16 protein-coding genes and 1 other annotated feature are annotated in these 17,435 nt (G+C 39.0%); of the genes, 7 read left to right on the top strand and 9 right to left on the bottom strand.

Annotation, left to right across the window (positions count from 1 at the left end):
• Position 1 precedes the first annotated feature (1 nt).
• Positions 2-1,432: a proline--tRNA ligase gene (proS, locus tag QNH17_RS11300; protein WP_283878767.1), complete on the bottom strand. Its 1,431-nt coding sequence runs from the start codon at positions 1,430-1,432 to the stop codon at positions 2-4.
• 49 nt (positions 1,433-1,481) lie between these two features.
• Positions 1,482-1,696 (bottom strand) — a binding site (T-box leader).
• A 152-nt stretch (positions 1,697-1,848) separates the two neighbouring features.
• On the opposite strand from proS, the gene QNH17_RS11295 reads away from it, so the two are divergent.
• Both QNH17_RS11295 and QNH17_RS11290 read left to right on the top strand, forming a co-directional pair.
• Positions 1,849-1,980: a hypothetical protein gene (locus QNH17_RS11295; protein ID WP_283878766.1), complete on the top strand. Its 132-nt coding sequence runs from the start codon at positions 1,849-1,851 to the stop codon at positions 1,978-1,980.
• 151 nt (positions 1,981-2,131) lie between these two features.
• Positions 2,132-3,025 carry a cupredoxin domain-containing protein gene (locus QNH17_RS11290; RefSeq protein WP_283878765.1) on the top strand — a complete coding sequence of 298 codons (894 nt, stop codon included), beginning with the start codon at positions 2,132-2,134 and terminating at the stop codon, positions 3,023-3,025.
• A 50-nt stretch (positions 3,026-3,075) separates the two neighbouring features.
• On the opposite strand, the gene QNH17_RS11285 is transcribed toward QNH17_RS11290, so the two are convergent.
• The 4 genes from QNH17_RS11285 to QNH17_RS11270 all read right to left on the bottom strand — a co-directional run bounded on the left by QNH17_RS11285 (position 3,076) and on the right by QNH17_RS11270 (position 6,741).
• The gene (locus QNH17_RS11285) at positions 3,076-3,612 is read right to left on the bottom strand and encodes a PepSY-associated TM helix domain-containing protein (protein WP_283878764.1); all 537 of its coding nucleotides are present in this window, start codon (positions 3,610-3,612) and stop codon (positions 3,076-3,078) included.
• Positions 3,613-3,746: 134 nt separating this feature from the next.
• Positions 3,747-5,018, bottom strand: a complete 1,272-nt coding sequence (locus tag QNH17_RS11280) for a sensor histidine kinase (protein WP_283878763.1) — start codon at positions 5,016-5,018, stop codon at positions 3,747-3,749.
• Between the two features lie 8 nt (positions 5,019-5,026).
• Complete coding sequence (locus tag QNH17_RS11275; RefSeq protein ID WP_283878762.1) at positions 5,027-5,698, bottom strand: response regulator transcription factor; 672 nt, start codon at positions 5,696-5,698, stop codon at positions 5,027-5,029.
• A 95-nt stretch (positions 5,699-5,793) separates the two neighbouring features.
• Entirely contained in the window at positions 5,794-6,741 is a 948-nt protein-coding gene (locus QNH17_RS11270; protein WP_283878761.1) for an efflux RND transporter periplasmic adaptor subunit, read from the bottom strand.
• A gap of 429 nt (positions 6,742-7,170) precedes the next feature.
• On the opposite strand from QNH17_RS11270, the gene QNH17_RS11265 reads away from it, so the two are divergent.
• The 3 genes from QNH17_RS11265 to QNH17_RS11255 all read left to right on the top strand — a co-directional run bounded on the left by QNH17_RS11265 (position 7,171) and on the right by QNH17_RS11255 (position 12,612).
• The gene (locus tag QNH17_RS11265) at positions 7,171-7,632 is read left to right on the top strand and encodes a MarR family winged helix-turn-helix transcriptional regulator (RefSeq protein ID WP_283878760.1); all 462 of its coding nucleotides are present in this window, start codon (positions 7,171-7,173) and stop codon (positions 7,630-7,632) included.
• 3 nt (positions 7,633-7,635) lie between these two features.
• Positions 7,636-10,776, top strand: coding sequence for an MMPL family transporter (locus QNH17_RS11260; RefSeq protein ID WP_283878759.1), 3,141 nt, complete (start codon positions 7,636-7,638; stop codon positions 10,774-10,776).
• Positions 10,777-11,172: 396 nt separating this feature from the next.
• Positions 11,173-12,612, top strand: coding sequence for a TerD family protein (locus QNH17_RS11255; RefSeq protein WP_283878758.1), 1,440 nt, complete (start codon positions 11,173-11,175; stop codon positions 12,610-12,612).
• A gap of 48 nt (positions 12,613-12,660) precedes the next feature.
• Here QNH17_RS11255 and selB read toward each other — a convergent pair whose 3' ends face one another.
• On the bottom strand, positions 12,661-14,514 hold the full coding sequence (gene selB / locus QNH17_RS11250; RefSeq protein WP_283879486.1) for a selenocysteine-specific translation elongation factor: 1,854 nt from the start codon (positions 14,512-14,514) through the stop codon (positions 12,661-12,663).
• A gap of 212 nt (positions 14,515-14,726) precedes the next feature.
• On the opposite strand from selB, the gene QNH17_RS11245 reads away from it, so the two are divergent.
• Positions 14,727-15,149, top strand: coding sequence for a hypothetical protein (locus tag QNH17_RS11245; RefSeq protein ID WP_283878757.1), 423 nt, complete (start codon positions 14,727-14,729; stop codon positions 15,147-15,149).
• A 27-nt stretch (positions 15,150-15,176) separates the two neighbouring features.
• Here QNH17_RS11245 and QNH17_RS11240 read toward each other — a convergent pair whose 3' ends face one another.
• Positions 15,177-15,671 carry a hypothetical protein gene (locus QNH17_RS11240; protein WP_283878756.1) on the bottom strand — a complete coding sequence of 165 codons (495 nt, stop codon included), beginning with the start codon at positions 15,669-15,671 and terminating at the stop codon, positions 15,177-15,179.
• Positions 15,652-16,146: a hypothetical protein gene (locus tag QNH17_RS11235; protein ID WP_283878755.1), complete on the bottom strand. Its 495-nt coding sequence runs from the start codon at positions 16,144-16,146 to the stop codon at positions 15,652-15,654. Before QNH17_RS11235 ends, QNH17_RS11240 begins: the two co-directional genes overlap by 20 nt.
• A 174-nt stretch (positions 16,147-16,320) precedes the next feature.
• Between QNH17_RS11235 and QNH17_RS11230 the strand changes: the two genes are divergently transcribed.
• Complete coding sequence (locus QNH17_RS11230) at positions 16,321-16,797, top strand: GNAT family N-acetyltransferase (RefSeq protein WP_283878754.1); 477 nt, start codon at positions 16,321-16,323, stop codon at positions 16,795-16,797.
• 57 nt (positions 16,798-16,854) lie between these two features.
• Here the strand turns inward: QNH17_RS11230 and QNH17_RS11225 are convergent, their stop codons facing one another.
• The gene (locus QNH17_RS11225; RefSeq protein WP_283878753.1) at positions 16,855-17,319 is read right to left on the bottom strand and encodes a hypothetical protein; all 465 of its coding nucleotides are present in this window, start codon (positions 17,317-17,319) and stop codon (positions 16,855-16,857) included.
• Between the last annotated feature and the right edge of the window lie 116 nt (positions 17,320-17,435).

Here is a 17,435-nt window from a genome sequence, read left to right as displayed (position 1 = left end):
TTTAGTATGCTTTTGCCCAATAAACCATCTTGTCTGCATCTTTTCCACAGCAGACACACTTATCAGATACCTGTTCTTGCTCAAATGGGATACATCTCGATGTTGCCCCAGTATCTTCTTTGATTTTTTCCTCACACGCTAATTCGCCGCACCACATAGCCTTAATGAAACCAGGCTTAGCTTCAAGCGACTCCTTGAGCTCACCTAAAGTTAAGGCAACTGAGGTTCTTTCTTCACGGTGATTTAGAGCCTTATTATATAGATTTGTTTGAATTTCATCTAATAATTCAACAAGCTTTGTTTCTAATTGATCTAGTGGAACGAACACTTTTTCTAAAGTATCGCGTCTTACTAAAACCACTTGCTTGTTTTCGATATCTTTAGGTCCAACTTCTAGACGGACTGGTATACCTTTCATTTCGTATTCATTGAACTTCCAGCCTGGCTTTTTATCGCTGGCATCAATATCGACACGAGCAACTTTACAAAGGGACGTTTTCAAATCATAAGCAAAATCAAGGACGCCTTCTTTATGCTGCGCAATTGGCACAATCATCACTTGTGTTGGCGCTGCTTTTGGTGGAATTACTAGACCACGGTCGTCGCCGTGTACCATGATTAAGGCTCCGATAATTCTAGTTGTAAAGCCCCAAGACGTTTGATGCACATACTGAAGCTTACCTTCTTTGTCCGTGTACTGAATGTTAAATGCCTCCGCAAAACCTGTACCAAAGTGGTGGGACGTACCGGACTGTAATGCTTTTCCATCATGCATTAAGCTTTCAATGGTAAAGGTAGCTTTCGCACCGGCAAACTTTTCTTTTTCTGTTTTTTGTCCCTTTACAACCGGAATCGCAAGGATTTCTTCACAGACAGCGGCATAAACGTTTAGCATTTTAATGGTTTCTTCCATTGCATCTTCGTCAGTCGCATGGGCTGTATGCCCTTCCTGCCATAAAAACTCTAATGTCCGTAGGAATGGACGAGTGGTTTTTTCCCAACGGACAACGTTTGCCCATTGGTTATAGAGCTTAGGCAGATCACGGTATGAATGAATGATGTTGCTATAATGCTCACAGAAAAGAACTTCTGATGTTGGTCGAACAACTAATCGTTCTGCTAATGGTTCAGACCCGCCATGTGTAACCCATGCCACCTCAGGTGCAAAACCTTCGACATGGTCTTTTTCTTTTTGAAGCAAGCTTTCAGGAATAAACAATGGCATATAAACATTTTCATGCCCTGTTTCTTTGATTCGTCGATCGAGCTCATTTTTTATATTATCCCATAAAGCATAGCCATACGGGCGGATAATCATTGAACCACGCACACTTGAATAATCAATTAAATCAGCCTTTGTGACGACATCTGTATACCACTGGGCGAAATCATCGTCCATTGCCGTAACATCTTTTACAAATTCTTTTGCCATGTTTGATACACCTCATTATTTTTTTAAATACAAAAAGGCCTTGATCCTAAAAAGGGACCAAGGCCTGGCGGTACCACCCTAAATTCATAAAGCAAAATTGCTCTATACACTTTCCTTGATAACGGACATGATCCGCATGTATCTTCAAATTCGATACAGAACTCAGGAGGCAGGTTCAAATGACTGTCTTAAGAAACCTCACACCAATGGTTTCCTCTCTTGGTAAGACCATTTCACTTTACTAATCCCCGTCATAGTTTCAATAGTATTTTTGAAAATTATATATTTGAAAATGAAAAAAGTCAATTTTTTTATGGAATATTTTTCTGAAGTCAACAAAATGCCTTCTCATTCACTTTAAACAAGTGTATAAATCGGTTAAAATGCTAGTAATTAGAAAAAATGGGGTGGTTTCCATGGAAAAAGAAAAAGATGATCTCCAGCAAGAAGAAGAAGAGAAAGAATTTTTGCTTGAATATATCAAGATGCAAAATGAGGCCATGAAACGGATATATAAAAATACACTTGATAAAGAAAAAAATGAATAAATTTATCTCCAAAAATCCACCTGACTTATCATACCTCAACATTATTCATAAAACGTTCATATTAATCACTGAATATACAAATTTAAATCGGTTATTTGCATTTATAATACTCTTATGTTGTTAATCATTCACACATAAGAGGAGACCAAAAATGAATATATTTGCAATCATAACGGCAATTATAGTTGCCACTGGAACCGGATATTCCATCTATTCTGTTTACCGACATAAAAATAAACTAGCTAATACCTCTGGAACGATGATTAGTATGGTTATTGCGGTGATTACAGGTTTACTGACGGGCAGCATCATTGGCATCATTTCAGGTGAGATTTTTCTTGTAGTCGGAGTAAGTATGATTCTCGGTTTTGTCGTAGGCTTCTTAGCAGGCCACCCAGTCGGGATTTTAGCTATCCTAATGGGATCCATATCGGGTTTAATGGGTGGAATCATCGGCGCCATCCTTGGTGCATTTATTCAATTTATTAATCCAACGATTCTACTAGGTATCTTGTTAGGATTCTATATCCTGATTATCGGATTCGTGATTATGTATATTTTCGTAGAATCCAATAATAAATTATCCCTTGATACACAGGAACTTTCGCCATTTGCAATCATCACTGGAGGAGTTGTGTTGGTTTCGTTATTTCTGTTTATGTATAGCAGTGATATGGTCGAAATTCCAGGTCAAAGTAAATCAACCCAAACAGAAACTGCCCAAGCTGCTGTAAGTCAAGAAGTTCCCAAAACGGAAGTGGATGTAACAAAGGACAGTAAACCGCTTGTTAAGATGGAGGTCACCACACAAGGCTATACCCCAAATGTGATTCGTGTCAAAAAAGGTGTTCCAGTTGAACTAGAAATAAACAACCCGCTTGATAGTACGAATTGTATTTCCTCCTTTATGATTCCTGATTTTAATATTAACAATGTCAACTTAAAAACGGGTACTACAAAACTAACTTTTACTCCTGATCATTCAGGCGAATACACCTTTAGCTGTGGAATGCAAATGTTTAAAGGGACGATTATTGTGGAATAAGCTAGACAAAAAGCACACGAAATTCAATCGTGTGCTTTTACTTTATTAATTTATTCAAATAAGCTTTCGGCCTGTCGTTTCTTTCGCTTATTTTCGGCAGCGATAACTTTCATCGATAGATAGATTCCTGTCCCTGTTAAAACCATTAGGGCAACAGCCGTTAAATCTATTAACCATTTCACATTTGTATTGCCAATTCTACCTTCATGAATTCCGCGGATGATTGACATAATCGAACCTTGACCCATCCCTTGTCCACGAAATCCCTCCGGCAGGTTTCCATTTCCTCTAAAGCTCCGTTCCCCTTGGAACTGACCGTTTCCATTCTGACCATTAGCTTGTCCTTGAAATTGGCCGCCCTGCTGTCCTGAATTTTGTTGATTTCCTTGCTCAAAACCGCCATTCATTCCTTGGGGACGCTGTTCTTGGTTAAATTGACCTAGTTGGAAATTCCCTTTTCCACCTTCGAACTGTGTTTGACCGATTAACCAAGGTTCATTCATTAACAGACCTGTCAAGGACTCGATAAAGATGAAAATGGAAGCAATTAAGCCTATCCACAGATGGGCCTTTCTCGTACTCTTCATGTTCAGACTTCTCCCTTCAGTTTTCCATGTAAAAATCTTTGCTTGAATAATAACAAACACATTATGAAGGGGTTTCCTTAAGTTTTTCTTAAGAAATAGATCTACCTTGATTTATTCAAGAAAAAACCCAAAAATTAATTTTTTTGGGTTTTTGGAAAAATGATTTCAATTGTCGTTCCTTTACCGGGGATGCTTTGCACCTTTGTCTTACCATGATGTTTCTCAATAATCCATTTTGCAATCGATAAACCGAGTCCTGTTCCTTCAGCAGCTGTCCTCGCCTTGTCACTTTGATAGAAACGGTCAAAGATTTTCGGAATATCTTTTTCTGGAATTCCAATACCGGTATCCTTTATTTTAAGAAAAATCGAGGAATGATTCTGTGAACATGAAAGCTGTATTTCCCCGCCTTCATTTGTATATTTCATGGCATTGTCTAATAATATGACGATTAATTGATGAATTCTTCCTTTATCTGCAAAAAATCTTACAGGTTCCGATTCTTGCAATTGAAGCGACTTTTCTTGATACAATGCAATTTCCTCGTATTGTTGAAGTATTTCTTTTAACAAATCATCGAGTTGGAATTGTTCCTTTTTGACCTCAATTTGATCAGAGTCCGATCTCGCAAGTGTTAATAAGTTGGTCACTAATTTAGAAAGCCGTCTTGATTCATTGGATATCGTTGATACATCAAGAATCCGATCCTGTATGGTTGCTTTTGGGGCCCGAAATAGTACTTCCGTTTTTGCCTGGATAACCGCTAATGGAGTTCTTAACTCGTGCGAAGCATCGGATACAAATTCTGTCTGCTTCTGCCAAGCTTTTTTAATCGGGACTAATGCCTTTCCCGCTAAAAAATATCCTGACGCCACGGCACAAATAATTCCAACACCCATACCAATTAACATAATCAACAAAAGTCTGTCCAATAATTCTTGTTCAGAGTTTACATTGCGAATGAATTGAACAGTTATTTTTCCTAATTGGGGATGATCCACCTTAAAGGCAATATACCTAAATGAAAAATCTTCAACATCCACATCCTTTAATGTATTTAATTCTGTTGGCTTGATCAATTTCTCATTACCTTCAAAAATGTCCGCATCCCGGTTTTGTTCCAACAACAACTGATTGTCTTCATCCCAGATTAGGGTTAATATCCGTGGGTCCCTCCTAATAAACTTTGGAAATTGCCCTCCCTTCCCCCCATTTCCTTCTCGAAGTTCACCTGGTCCCTCCGGCTGCTGTTGCAAATGTTCAATTGATTCGAGCAGGGATTGGTTGACATCTTTATATAATTTATTATCTGTGTAAAAATAAATGACGGTCCCTAGTATACTAATAAGAACGATAAATACCAATGAATTTAGAAAGGTTAATTTAATAAGTGTTTGCCGAAACATGTATGCTCCTATTCTTCGTTCAACATATAGCCAACGCCGCGAATCGTTTTAATATCAGTATGATAGCCTGATGGTTCTAATTTTTTACGGAGATGGTGCATGAATACCTCCACAATTGCGATGGTTGTATCTGAATCAAACCCCCACACCCTGTCATATATTTGTTCTTTTGTCAGAATGGCTCCTTTATTTTGAATCAAATATTCTAACAGCTCGTATTGCTTAGCAGTCAGTTTGATCTGTTTTCCATCGACAACAATGTCTCTTTCCTTCCCTAACAATTCAATCCCGCGATACTGAATCGTTTGATTGGTTGTTAAGCTGCCGCTTCTTCTTAACAATGCACGGATTCTCGCCTTTAATTCAGCAGCTTGGAAAGGCTTAACCAAATAGTCATCTCCGCCGCCATCAAGTCCCTGAACACGATCTTCGAGCGAATCTCTTGCAGTAAGGAAAAGGACTGGTATTTTTAAGCCTTCCTTCCTAATAGTTCGTAACACTTCAAACCCATCAATCTCAGGGATCATTACATCTAATACAATCACATCATGAATATTCTGCATCGCCATAAATAATGCATCCTCACCATTGGAAGCTTGATCAACTTCAAACTCATCGGATAAAAGCTGAACGATTGATTCTAATAAAGGTAGATTATCTTCTACAACTAATAAGCGCATTCTCTTTCTCTCCTATGCATCATATAAAAATAATTATAGCAAACAAACCTGATTGCTGTTTACCTTTCAATTAAACGAGGAAAATTACCTCCTATTTAATTTCCACCCCTGCCTCCAAAGTTACGGTTCATTCCTCCCGCGTTGCTTAGACCTCCAAAAACACTACCTTGTGTATTAGTAGTTGAAGTTTTAGACGAGCTAGCTTTTGCTAATTGCGGTAACTTAATCATTTCACCCTCTGACAAACCTTTTGTTATTTCAACATAATCTTCATTTGCTATGCCAGTTTGAATCGTTTTTTTCTTAGTTTCAGAGGCGGTATTATCTGCGTTCTTTGAATTGATGATGACATATTTCTCCTTGTTTGATGTATATACCGCCTCAAGCGGAACATAAAGTGCATCTTCCTTCCTTACCGTTAAAATCTGTGCTTCCGCACTCATCCCGACTTTAAGTTGATCTGGTTTGTCAATATGAATGGTAACAGCGAAAGTGGAAACTCCGCTTGAGGATGTTCCTTCTTCAGAAATAGCTGAAACTTTGCCAGTAAGTGTTTGATCAGGAAACGCATTAATTATTAGGTTAACGGACTGTTTCTTTTTTATTTTGGAAATATCAAGTTCATCAATTTGGACCACGGTTTGTAATTCGTTGTAATTGGTTACATGGGCAACGACTTGTCCATTCGTAACACGCTCGCCTGCTGAAACTGCAAGGCTCGTAACAACTCCAGTGACTGATGCTGTTACAGGATCACTTCCATCCGAAAAGGTAATTAATTCATCACCTTTCTTTACTTTCTCACCAACCTCTACTAACACCTCGTCTATTTCACTATTATCAAACTTTGATTTAATATCTTCGCTGGTTACCGCCTGTACAGTTCCCGAACCGCTGATGTTAAAGTTTAACGTACCTTTTTGAACCACTGCCGTTCTAACTTGCGCAGACACGGTTTTTGGACTTAGCGATAATGGTTTCCATTGATATCCGACAAAACCGATAACTAGGACGCTACCTGCAATTACTATCCATTTTTTCATTTTTACTAACTCCTTTTTGCGTTCCTGAATTCCGCCCAGGATGCCAAAATTTCTAACTTACAACCAGTATTATGTTTAATCCTTAACTTTTCCTTAAAAGTTCTTAAGATTTGCGAGGAATCACCGAATTGAAAAAAGTTTATATCGATTGACAGCAATTTTTGGTTATTATATAGTTTAACAAGTGAATAGTTAAATAGTTGAACTATTTTAATAAATGGCTGTGTTAAACTTGTCTGTTGATTTCCGTTCCAGGTGCTTCGCTTTCCGCGGGCGTTGCGGGGAGCCTCCTCGGCGCTTTTAGCGCCTGCGGGGTCTCCCCTGCCCCGTACTCCCGCAGGAGTCTTCGCACCTTCCACTCCAATCAACAGAGTGCCAAAATCAACATTACCTTATCACAGCCTTATAAATAAAGAGGTGAAAACATTCATGGATAAAAACGTCATTCAAGAGTTAATCGACCGGTATGTTTCCGTATCTTTTCAAGTCCACAAAAAAGCCGAATATTTAATCAAGGGGCAAATTGGCGACGAACTCACAAACGATCAGCATTACATTTTAAGATATATTCATCAAGCAAAGGAATGCACTTCTACGGAACTGGCCGATGCTTTCGAGGTTAATAAAAGCGCCATCACCGCCATCATTAATCGAATGGTCGATCGAGGACTGATACAAAGAACTCGTGATGAAAACGATCGCAGAGTGGTTTACTTAACACTAACAACGGGAGGTTACGATCTTTACGAAAATTGCCAAGAAAAAGTTCAACTGCTTGTTGAATCCATCATTACCCAATTTGAAGAATCGGAAATTACTACTTTTATAAATACGTATGAAAAATTAGCACAAATATTAGTCAACAAGAAAAAGGAAGAACTGGGGGAATAAACAGTGAAAGCGATAATAAAAGGAAAATGGTTTATATTACTCGCGTGGATCCTCGTTATCACCGCCCTATTTATGGTGGCACCAAATATGGAGGCACTAGTTCGGGAGAAAGGGCAAATTACTGTACCGGAAGGCTACTCCTCAACTATTGCCGAAAAAATCCTTAAAGATGTTCAATCTAGTGAAAACAGTGGCAGTAATCTACAAACCGCGTTAGTTTTTCATAGTGATAAAAAGTTAACCAAGGCCGATTTTGAAAGTGCGGAAAAAGCCGTGAATCAGCTTGAGAAAAACAAGAAAAAGCTCGGAATTTCCGAAATTTTAACCCACTTTAAGCAAGCCGAACTAAAAGACCAACTGGTAGCTGAGGATGGAAAAACCATTCTTGTTTCGGTAAAGGTGGATGTAAATGGCCGTGAAGCCAAAGAAATTGCAGATGAATTATATCAAGAAATTGATAATGTAAAACTGGATCATTACTATACAGGTAACTGGGTAATCAGCGATGACCTTGTCACCAACTCGCAAGAAGGATTGAAAAAAACAGAAGGAATTACGGTAGGATTTATTCTGATCGTGCTTCTACTCGTGTTTCGATCGGCAATAGCACCAATTATTCCATTGGTTACGGTGGGGTTCAGTTATCTTACAGCTCAATCAATTGTTTCTTTATTAGTGGATAAAGTTAACTTTCCACTCTCAACCTTTACACAGATTTTCTTAGTTGCTGTCCTTTTTGGTATTGGAACAGACTATTGCATTTTACTGCTTAGCCGCTTTAAAGAAGAAATGGCAAAGAATGATAGTGTAACAGAATCGATTGTGGAAACCTACCGTACCGCAGGAAAAACGGTATTCTTTAGCGGGGTTGCCGTTATGATTGGGTTTGCTTCGATTGGCTTTTCGACCTTTAAGCTCTATCAATCAGCAGCGGCGGTTGCCGTAGGTGTAGCAATCCTATTAATCGCCCTTGTTACAATCGTCCCCTTCTTCATGGCTGTGCTTGGCAAAAAATTATTTTGGCCATCCAAGGGCAAACTGGAACACAGTGAAAGTAAATTTTGGGGATTGGTGGGCAGGTTTGCACTCGCACGTCCATTGATTGCATTTATTATTGTAGGGGTCATCTCTATCCCCTTCTTATTCACCTATAAGGATCAATTATCTTTTAATTCACTTGAGGAAATCAGTGATGATTTTCCATCGATAAAGGGTTTTAATATTATTTCTGATTCATTTGGACCAGGCGAATCTATGCCTACCCAAATTGTCATTAAAAACGATGATCAAATGAATACTTCCGAATATATGGCTATAACAGAAAAAATAAGTCAAGAGCTCGCACGTGTCAACGATGTGAATTCTGTACGGTCAGTAACCCGTCCAACTGGGGAAACAATTGATGATTTATATCTATCCAAACAGGTGGCAAGTCTCGGGGAAGGCCTCGAGCAAGGTAATGATGGAATAAAAAAAATCAGCGATGGCCTGGAGGAAGCTGGCAGTCAAATGGCAGCCAATCAGCCGAAAATGAAGGAAGCCACCGATGGAATAAGCGAGTTAATAAATGGAACTAATAAACTAAAAACAGGGATGGGCGACATCCAAGGCGGGCTGACAGTTATTGAGAAAGGACTTAGATCTGGTTCCGCAGGCTCTGCCCAGATTAAAGATGGTTTAACCCAGGTTAAGGAAAAATCCGAAGAGGTTTTAGCCGGAAGCAAACAATTGCTCGCTGGCTATAAAAAGGCAAGTACAGGATTAGCTGAGCTCCATGGGCAATATGAAAAAGTAGCAACAGGATTAGATTCCTTGAACAAAACTCTAACAGCTACTAATCAATATTTTTCAAATCTAGAACAACAATACAGTGATATCAGTCAAAATCAAAACTATCAAGCTATTAAAATGACTGTTCAGGGTTCACAAACTGCAACAAAAGAATTAACTGGCGCGTTACAGCAATTAAATGCTGGACTTAAAGGTGCACAAGAAGGTATAGAGTTTGCGAACAGTAAATTCACAGAAATTACAGTTGGCCAGAAAGCCCTGATTACCGGAATGGAAGGTCTGTTAAAAGGGATTTCCGATCTTGAAACTGGACTAGACAAAATGGCTGTAGGACAAGGAAAAGTCATTGCTGGACTTCCCCAATTTACCGGTGGACTCTCCGGAATCAATGACGGGCAAAAACAGCTCCTAACAGGATTTCAAGATATGGGAAATCAGATTACACAGCTTTCAGATGGCTTAACCCAAAGTGCGGATGGTTTAAATAAAGTGTCGGACGGACTGAATTCTGCTCAAGATTACTTATCTGAAGTATCCAATCAGAAACAAAATGGATTTTATATTCCGCAGGACGTGCTAGACAGTAATGACTTTGAGCAAGCACTCGACGCTTACTTGTCAAAAGATCGAAAAGTTATGACGATTGATGTGATCTTTAGTAAAAATCCATATTCTAATGAAGCGATTGACCGCGTTCCAGAAATAAAGCAAGCAGTCAAACGCGTGATTAAGGACACCAAACTCGAAAATGCTAAAGTGGCGGTTGGCGGTGTATCAAGTATGCATAACGACCTTGATTCTATTTCAAAAGCGGATTATTCAAGAACCGTAGTGCTAATGCTTGTTGGGATTAGTATTATCTTAGTGATCCTGCTTCGTTCCCTCATAATGCCGCTCTATCTGATTGGCTCACTCGTCTTAACCTACTATACTTCGATGGCCATTTCAGAAAAAATCTTTGTTAATTTATTAGGATACTCTGGAATAAGCTGGGCGGTGCCTTTCTTTGCCTTTGTTATATTAGTAGCCTTAGGAATCGATTACAGTATTTTCTTAATGGATCGCTTCAACGAATATCGAAACATGCCAGTTGAAAAAGCCATTCTTCTGTCGATGAAAAAGATGGGAACCGTTATTATTTCAGCAGCGATTATCTTAGGAGGTACCTTTGCCGCAATGATGCCATCAGGCGTATTATCCTTGCTGGAAATTGCTACGATTCTATTAATCGGATTAGCCTTGTACTCCCTTGTCGTACTTCCATTGTTTGTCCCTGTAATGGTGAAAACATTTGGCGAAGCCAACTGGTGGCCATTTATAAAAAATAAAAATGATACCAATCTTATCGACTAATTCAACTACGCTGGTCCAATGGATCAGCGTAATTTTTTATGAAGGCTGTGTTAAATGTTAATTTTGATTTTGGCACTCTGTTGATTGGAGTGGAAGGTGCGAAGACTCCTGCGGGAGTACGGGGCTGGGGAGACCCCGCAGGCGCTAAAGGCGCCGAGGAGGCTCCCCGCAACGCCCGCGGAAAGCGAAGCACCTGGAACGGAAATCAACAGACATGTTTAACACAGCCTTATAGAAAACGGGCAAATTAGTTTCCTTCATTTTATTTTGAAACTTTTTCATCATTTTTTCGTACATATAACTAGTAAAGGAACCTGGAACATCTAGAAATTTTTCCCTTATTTAAAAATACATTATAATGTACATAGGAACATAATCGTTGAGGAGTGAAATAAAGTGGGTGTTACACTTAGCAAGGGACAAAAAGTAGATTTAACCAAATCTCACCCTGGCCTGCAAAATGTCGTGGTCGGGTTAGGATGGAATATTAATCAGCAGGGTTCAAACTTTGATTTAGATGCATCTGCCTTTTTATTAGGTGAATCTGGAAAAGTGAACAGTGATCAGGATTTTGTGTTTTATAATAATCCAAATGGCGCAAACGGATCAATCATCTACAGTGGTGACAATCGTACCGGTGCAGGAGCGCAAGATGATGAGCAAATCAGGATTGATTTAGCTAGAGTACCTTCCCATATCCATCGGGTTGCATTCACCATTACCATCCATGATGCTCAAATGAAAGGGCAAAATTTTGGACAAATATCAGACTCTTATGTGCGTATTTTTAATGAGCAAACGCAGGAGGAATTATTAAGATTTAACTTAGGCAGAGACTTTACGGTAGAAACAGCGATTGTCGCCGCTGAATTGTACCGGCACAATGGCGAATGGAAGTTTAATGCGATAGCCAGCGGTTTTCAAGGAGGCCTTGCAGCACTTTGCAGGAACTTTGGGATTGCCGTTGATGATCCATCTTCAAGTGTACCAGCACCGCCAAGTTACCAACAAAGTCCTAATTCATACCAGCAAAGCCAATCAAGCCCTAATCCGTTCCAGCAGAGTAATCCATACCAACAAAATTATTCAAACCCTAATCAGCAGCGTACACATCTTCAACCTGAATCATCCTACCAACAGCCTGCCTACGGATTTCCGACACAGTCGTATCCTGCGACGGTCAATTCACACCAGACATATGGTGGAGATGAAATCATTTGTCCGCGCTGCCACTCGTCAAATGTGAGGACTGGAAAGAAAGGATTTGGTCTGGGTAAAGCAGCTATTGGCGGACTCATCCTTGGTCCTGTCGGCCTGCTTGGCGGATTCATCGGGAAAAACCAATTAAAATTTTCATGTAATAGCTGCGGCAATTCCTGGTCCCCTTCGCAAACCGATTACGCTGAATGGGCAAACAATTCAAAGAGAAAAGCACAGGAACTCTTTAATCGCTACAAAAGTCAGGATGTCCTTGAGGCAGTGGTTGCTGCCTGTGCTTTAGTTGCCATGGCAGATGGGTACTTGGATGCTTCTGAACGCCAGAAAATGATTGAGTTCGTCCATCAAAGTGAAGAATTACGAGTTTTTGATACGACGAAGGTTATTCAAAAATTTAACATGTTTGTTTCTAGAATAGAAAATGACCGAATGATGGGTCGCGCGGAGGCCTTCCGTGCTCTTGGAAAAATAAGAACCAAGCCTGAAATTGCTCGTCTGGTCGCCCGGTATTGTATCGCCATTGGCTATGCTGATGGAAATTTTGACAACAACGAAAAGCAAATGGTTAGCGATATCTGCCGTGAACTCGGTCTAAACCCGGCAGAATTTTTATCTTGATCGACAAAATGCCTCCATTCCATCTCGGAATAGAGGCATTTTTTCTTCCTATTTCCAAATTCGCTTATTTTCCACACGTTTGGTCAGACCCATTGAATCTAATTTTTCTAAAAACGGGATCATATACTTCCGTGAAAGTTCAAGAACATCTTTCGCAACTCCGACATCAAATTGTGCTCCTGTTTGACTGCGCAATTTAGCAACTGCTTGTTGAAACACATCTCCATGATAGGCAAACTGGGCATCCAGCAGAACAAGTAATCCTTCCTCTTCTAAAAAGCGTCTTAAATCCGCCTCCAGAGTGTCAGGTATTCCGGCATCAGCAAAATACTCTTTTAAGGAACGAACTTTTAATCCATCCTTTTTTAATTCTACAATCAGATTTTCAGTCCGCTTTGCCCAATTTTTGGGCACATGTGGCACAAAACTGGCTAACGAAACAAACTGCCCTCTTCTGTTAAAGATTTGATTGGCAATTCCATTCTCGACAACAAAATCCAGCAAATGCTTTGGAACTCTTTTTTGAAGGATTTGCAACAGCTCAGCTTTATTGATCCCTATTTTCATCGAATGGAGAAGATGAAAATCCTGTAATCTATCAAAAATATCTTCCTCAATGGAATTGATCAGCAATTGGAGCGTATATTCTTTCCCGTCAAATAAGACAAATTCTTCTTCATTTAATTTTTCAGTTAATATGAACTCGTCCAAAGAAGTTCGTTTGATTAACTCATCCAGCGGCAGGCACTTTGCTTCCATTAAAGCAGCAGTGATCCGCTCTTTTGGTGAACCAACCTTTTTCTTTTCCAATTCTTCAATGGTCTGATTGCCAAATCGATATTTGTTTCCACGTGGATCAATCACCCAGCCCCCGCCAATCGTCTCTTGCGGGCTTGGACGACGTAGAATAAAGCGATCTCCGCGTTTTGTCAGGATTTCTTCCTCAAGTCTGAGTTGACATAGGATTTCGCCATTTTCCTCCTTGATTTCATTGCGGTCAAAAAAGACAATCCGCCCCATTACCTCTGCAGTACCGATATGAAGCTTAATTGGCATCCTCTGTTTGACCATATGCTCAAGGTCTTCAACCACACGAATCGCTACATCCAATGTCTTCGTGACAAGGAAATGTTCAGAGGAGACAAGCACATCTCCCCTTTCAACATCTTCCTTAGAAACACCTGATAGGTTAATTGCCGTTCGTTGACCTGCGAAGGCCCTTTCAGCTGGTGCATGGTGGACTTGAATCTGCCGTGCTCTGACTTCCAGCCCTTTGGGCAAAATTTTTAGGGTTTGTCCCTCTTCTACTGTTCCTTCATATACCGTTCCTCGGACAACAGTACCTTGACCCTTTACTGTAAATACCTGGTCAATCGGGAGACGGAATGCCCCCTTCGCATCACGCATTTCTTGTTCCTTTAACGTTCTAATGATTAATGCTTTGATCTCATCGATGCCTTTTTTAGAAGGATTGTCTACCAAAACAAACGGTGCGCCCTCAAATACTGTTCCTGAAAGCTCCGCTAAAATATCATCTTTTACAAGTTCGATAAATTCTTCATCGACTCGATCAATTTTTGATATGGCCACCAAACCATTTTTTACCCCTAAGAATTTCAAGATGTCTAAGTGCTCTCTCGTTTGCGGCATCACACCTTCGTCTGCAGCAACGACGAGCACGACCAAATCAATCCCAGCAACGCCTGCGATCATTTGCCGGATAAACCGTTCGTGTCCTGGCACATCAATCACTGAAATTTGGATTTCATGATCTTCGTATAATGGTGCAAAGCCAAGCTCAATGGAAATTTGACGTTCCTTTTCTTCTTTTAATCTATCTGTATCTACATTGGTTAACGCTTTGGTTAAGGACGTTTTCCCATGGTCGATGTGCCCTGCCATACCAATTGTAAAATATCGTTTTTCCAAGGATGCCACCTACTTTTTTGTTCTTCCCTTCTAATGTATCGATTATGGCACTATTGTTCAAGGGTAGATTTTGCGACATCTTACGCTTCACTTTTCAAGATTTCTCCACATTCATCTCGTCCATAGGTTTCATCCGTATGCTATGTTGTTAAGGAGAACATAAACACACCAAAGGAAGAAAGCTAATGATAAAAATGATTTGTCCAATTATCGCAGGAATCCTTCTATTATCTGCATGTCAGAGCAGTGAACCAAATAAGGCAAGTGAAGTTAAGTCTACTAGTGAACGGCCGCAGCAAACCGTTGAGATGAAAAAAGACGGCACTTTCCCCTATCCAAATTTATTAGCTGAAACTGACCAGTCCTATTCGCTGCTAGTCATCGGGGGGCAGGAAGGACAAACACCTATTGAAGATGATCAAAAGGTACGTAAAGCCGCCACCAATATTTTAGGCTTACCAACACTTGAAATGGTTGAGAAGATTTATCCGAAGTTGCCAATAGAACATAAATCTGCCTATATTCTATTTGATAATAATGGAGTGATTCATCAATCAAAAAATTTGAAGGAACTTAAGAGTTTTCTTGAGAAAAATCCTCTAAACTAACAAAAACCAGAATTCATCTGGTTTTTGTTAAGTCTCTGCTTGATTTGTCCGCAAGAATCGGTAAAACAGGATTAATAAAGATTGAATGAATAGATAAGTACAAACAGAGTATATGATACTGTTTCCGTTTTTATAATGAAAAACACCCATGCTATGGTAAATCCACTCTACCCCAATAGCGGCCGCCGTAAAACTTAAAATAAAAAACACTAAGTATCGATCCTTTATTTGATATTTTTTATAAAGGTATAGAAAGAGATAAGAATATGGCGGATAGAGGAAGTAAACGACTATATCCATAACCGTGTATGCAGGACCATCCATAATATCATAAAAGTCAAGCGGTTCAGCTCCAATCGAATTATCGAAAAGACCTGCAGCTGTTAGGCTATAAAGGAAGATAAGAATGGTTAATTGCTTTGAAAACACTTTTGGCAAAAAGAAAAAAATTCCCCAGGATACTAAAACCGCAAAAATAACAAAATAATCATTCTGACCAAATTTATGTTCTACCAACATCATCCTCGCATTTCACCTCCTGCTCTTGCAGTCCTTTAAACCAATTAAATGCATACATGGCAAAAAACAAATAAAGCAGATAATAAATAACGGTAAAAAAATGATTCCACTTCTTAAAGGTATATAACTCACTGCTTAAATTTACTTTATCAATCCCGAGGATTATTAGACAGTACAGTGAAAGGAGTAAAAACTGTTTTCTTAAAGTACTATTATTTATGTACATTATGAGATAGGAAACAAATAATGGGCTGAAGACACTTCGAAATAGAAGAAATGCCAAATATAATTTCGGAGTGGTTGTGGTTTTCATCCATTTAAATGTTTCAAATAAACCTAAATAGGTGTGAGTGTTAATGATACAGGTTAGCAGGACAAGAAATAAAATCTCCTTTCTCGTCCCTCGGTTCTCCTGACGATTAAAGATAAGTAATCCCATCATCATCCAACTTAAGACAAAATAAAAGGTAAATACCATGCAATCTCCTCTTCTATTTTAAGCTTGATTCCTACTACCTTAATCCTTTCCAACTTTTACGAAAAATAGAAATTTTTTCACATCAAATATTTCAAAAAATAGTTTTAATAAAGGAAAATGATAGCACTTTGTCAAACTTTCTTTAGGAGAAATTAATAAATTTGGAGGATAACAATGATCAACCTAGTTAAAGTGCTGAAGGAAGATGAGAACATTTTACATAATCTCATGCAATTTTACATCTATGAATTTACTAAGTTTTTGCCTGAGATAACTTTAGAAGATAATGGGCTATATAGGCCATATGATTTAACTGAATTTTGGATAAGTCCCAACCATCATCCATTTTTTATTAAACAGGATGATGAACTGATTGGATTTGCCTTAGTTGAAAATGGTATTGAAGAAGAGCCAAACTCAATACTGGAATTCTTTATCATCCAAAAACATGCTGGGAGAGGATTTGGAAAAATAGCAGCAAACCAGCTATTCACTATTTTTCCTGGTAAATGGCAAATCACACAAATTGAAAAAAACTACCCTGCACAAGCTTTTTGGAGAAATACGATTTCAAAATTCACAGGCGGGAGTTATAGTGAAAGGTCCGATGAAAGAAAAAGGGTGATTCAGGAATTTGATACAAATCTGTAGAAATAAGAAGAGAAGTCAGTTGGGTATATTCACTCCTGCTTCTCTTTTTTAGTCAATTTAATTTCTTTTATTTTTAATCTCTTCCAAATCTTTAATCAGCATTTCCTTTGAACCTTCATCAACTACCTCTTTTGCATATTCCATTGCTTTTTCAGCTTGTTCTATTGATCTATCATTATGACCTAACAAAGCATTTGCTCGACTTAATGCTTCATAGGCATAACCAATATAAAAGGGCTCGATTTCGTTTTCTAGGCTGATAGATAGACAACGTTCCGCATAATACATTGACCTCTCGCCAAGCCCTGCTGTCGCATACACTCTTGATAGCTGCCAATAACCGATGGATAGGTTCTTTGCTGTATGTCCCTCAACCTGAGTCCAATGATAAAAAGATGTATGGGCTAAATGGATCATTTTCTCTGTCTCTTCGTTCGTCCTCACATTCAAATCAAGGAGATCCCAGACTGCATTAAAACTATTTACCGCCTGTTGCTTATGCGTAAAGGTTGTTGTCATCATTCTTCCACCCTTCTTTTCTTGAGATTCCTAATTTATGATCCTAGTACAAATTCTCTTTCAATTTATAGGATATACGATTTGCACAATCAAAAAAAGATTAAAATGATAGAATAATT

It is taken from the genome of Neobacillus sp. SuZ13 (assembly GCF_030123365.1).
GTDB lineage: Bacteria > Bacillota > Bacilli > Bacillales > Cytobacillaceae > Neobacillus.
The sequence above is the reverse complement of the archived record's forward strand: the minus strand, read 5'-3'. Positions and strand labels throughout refer to the sequence as shown.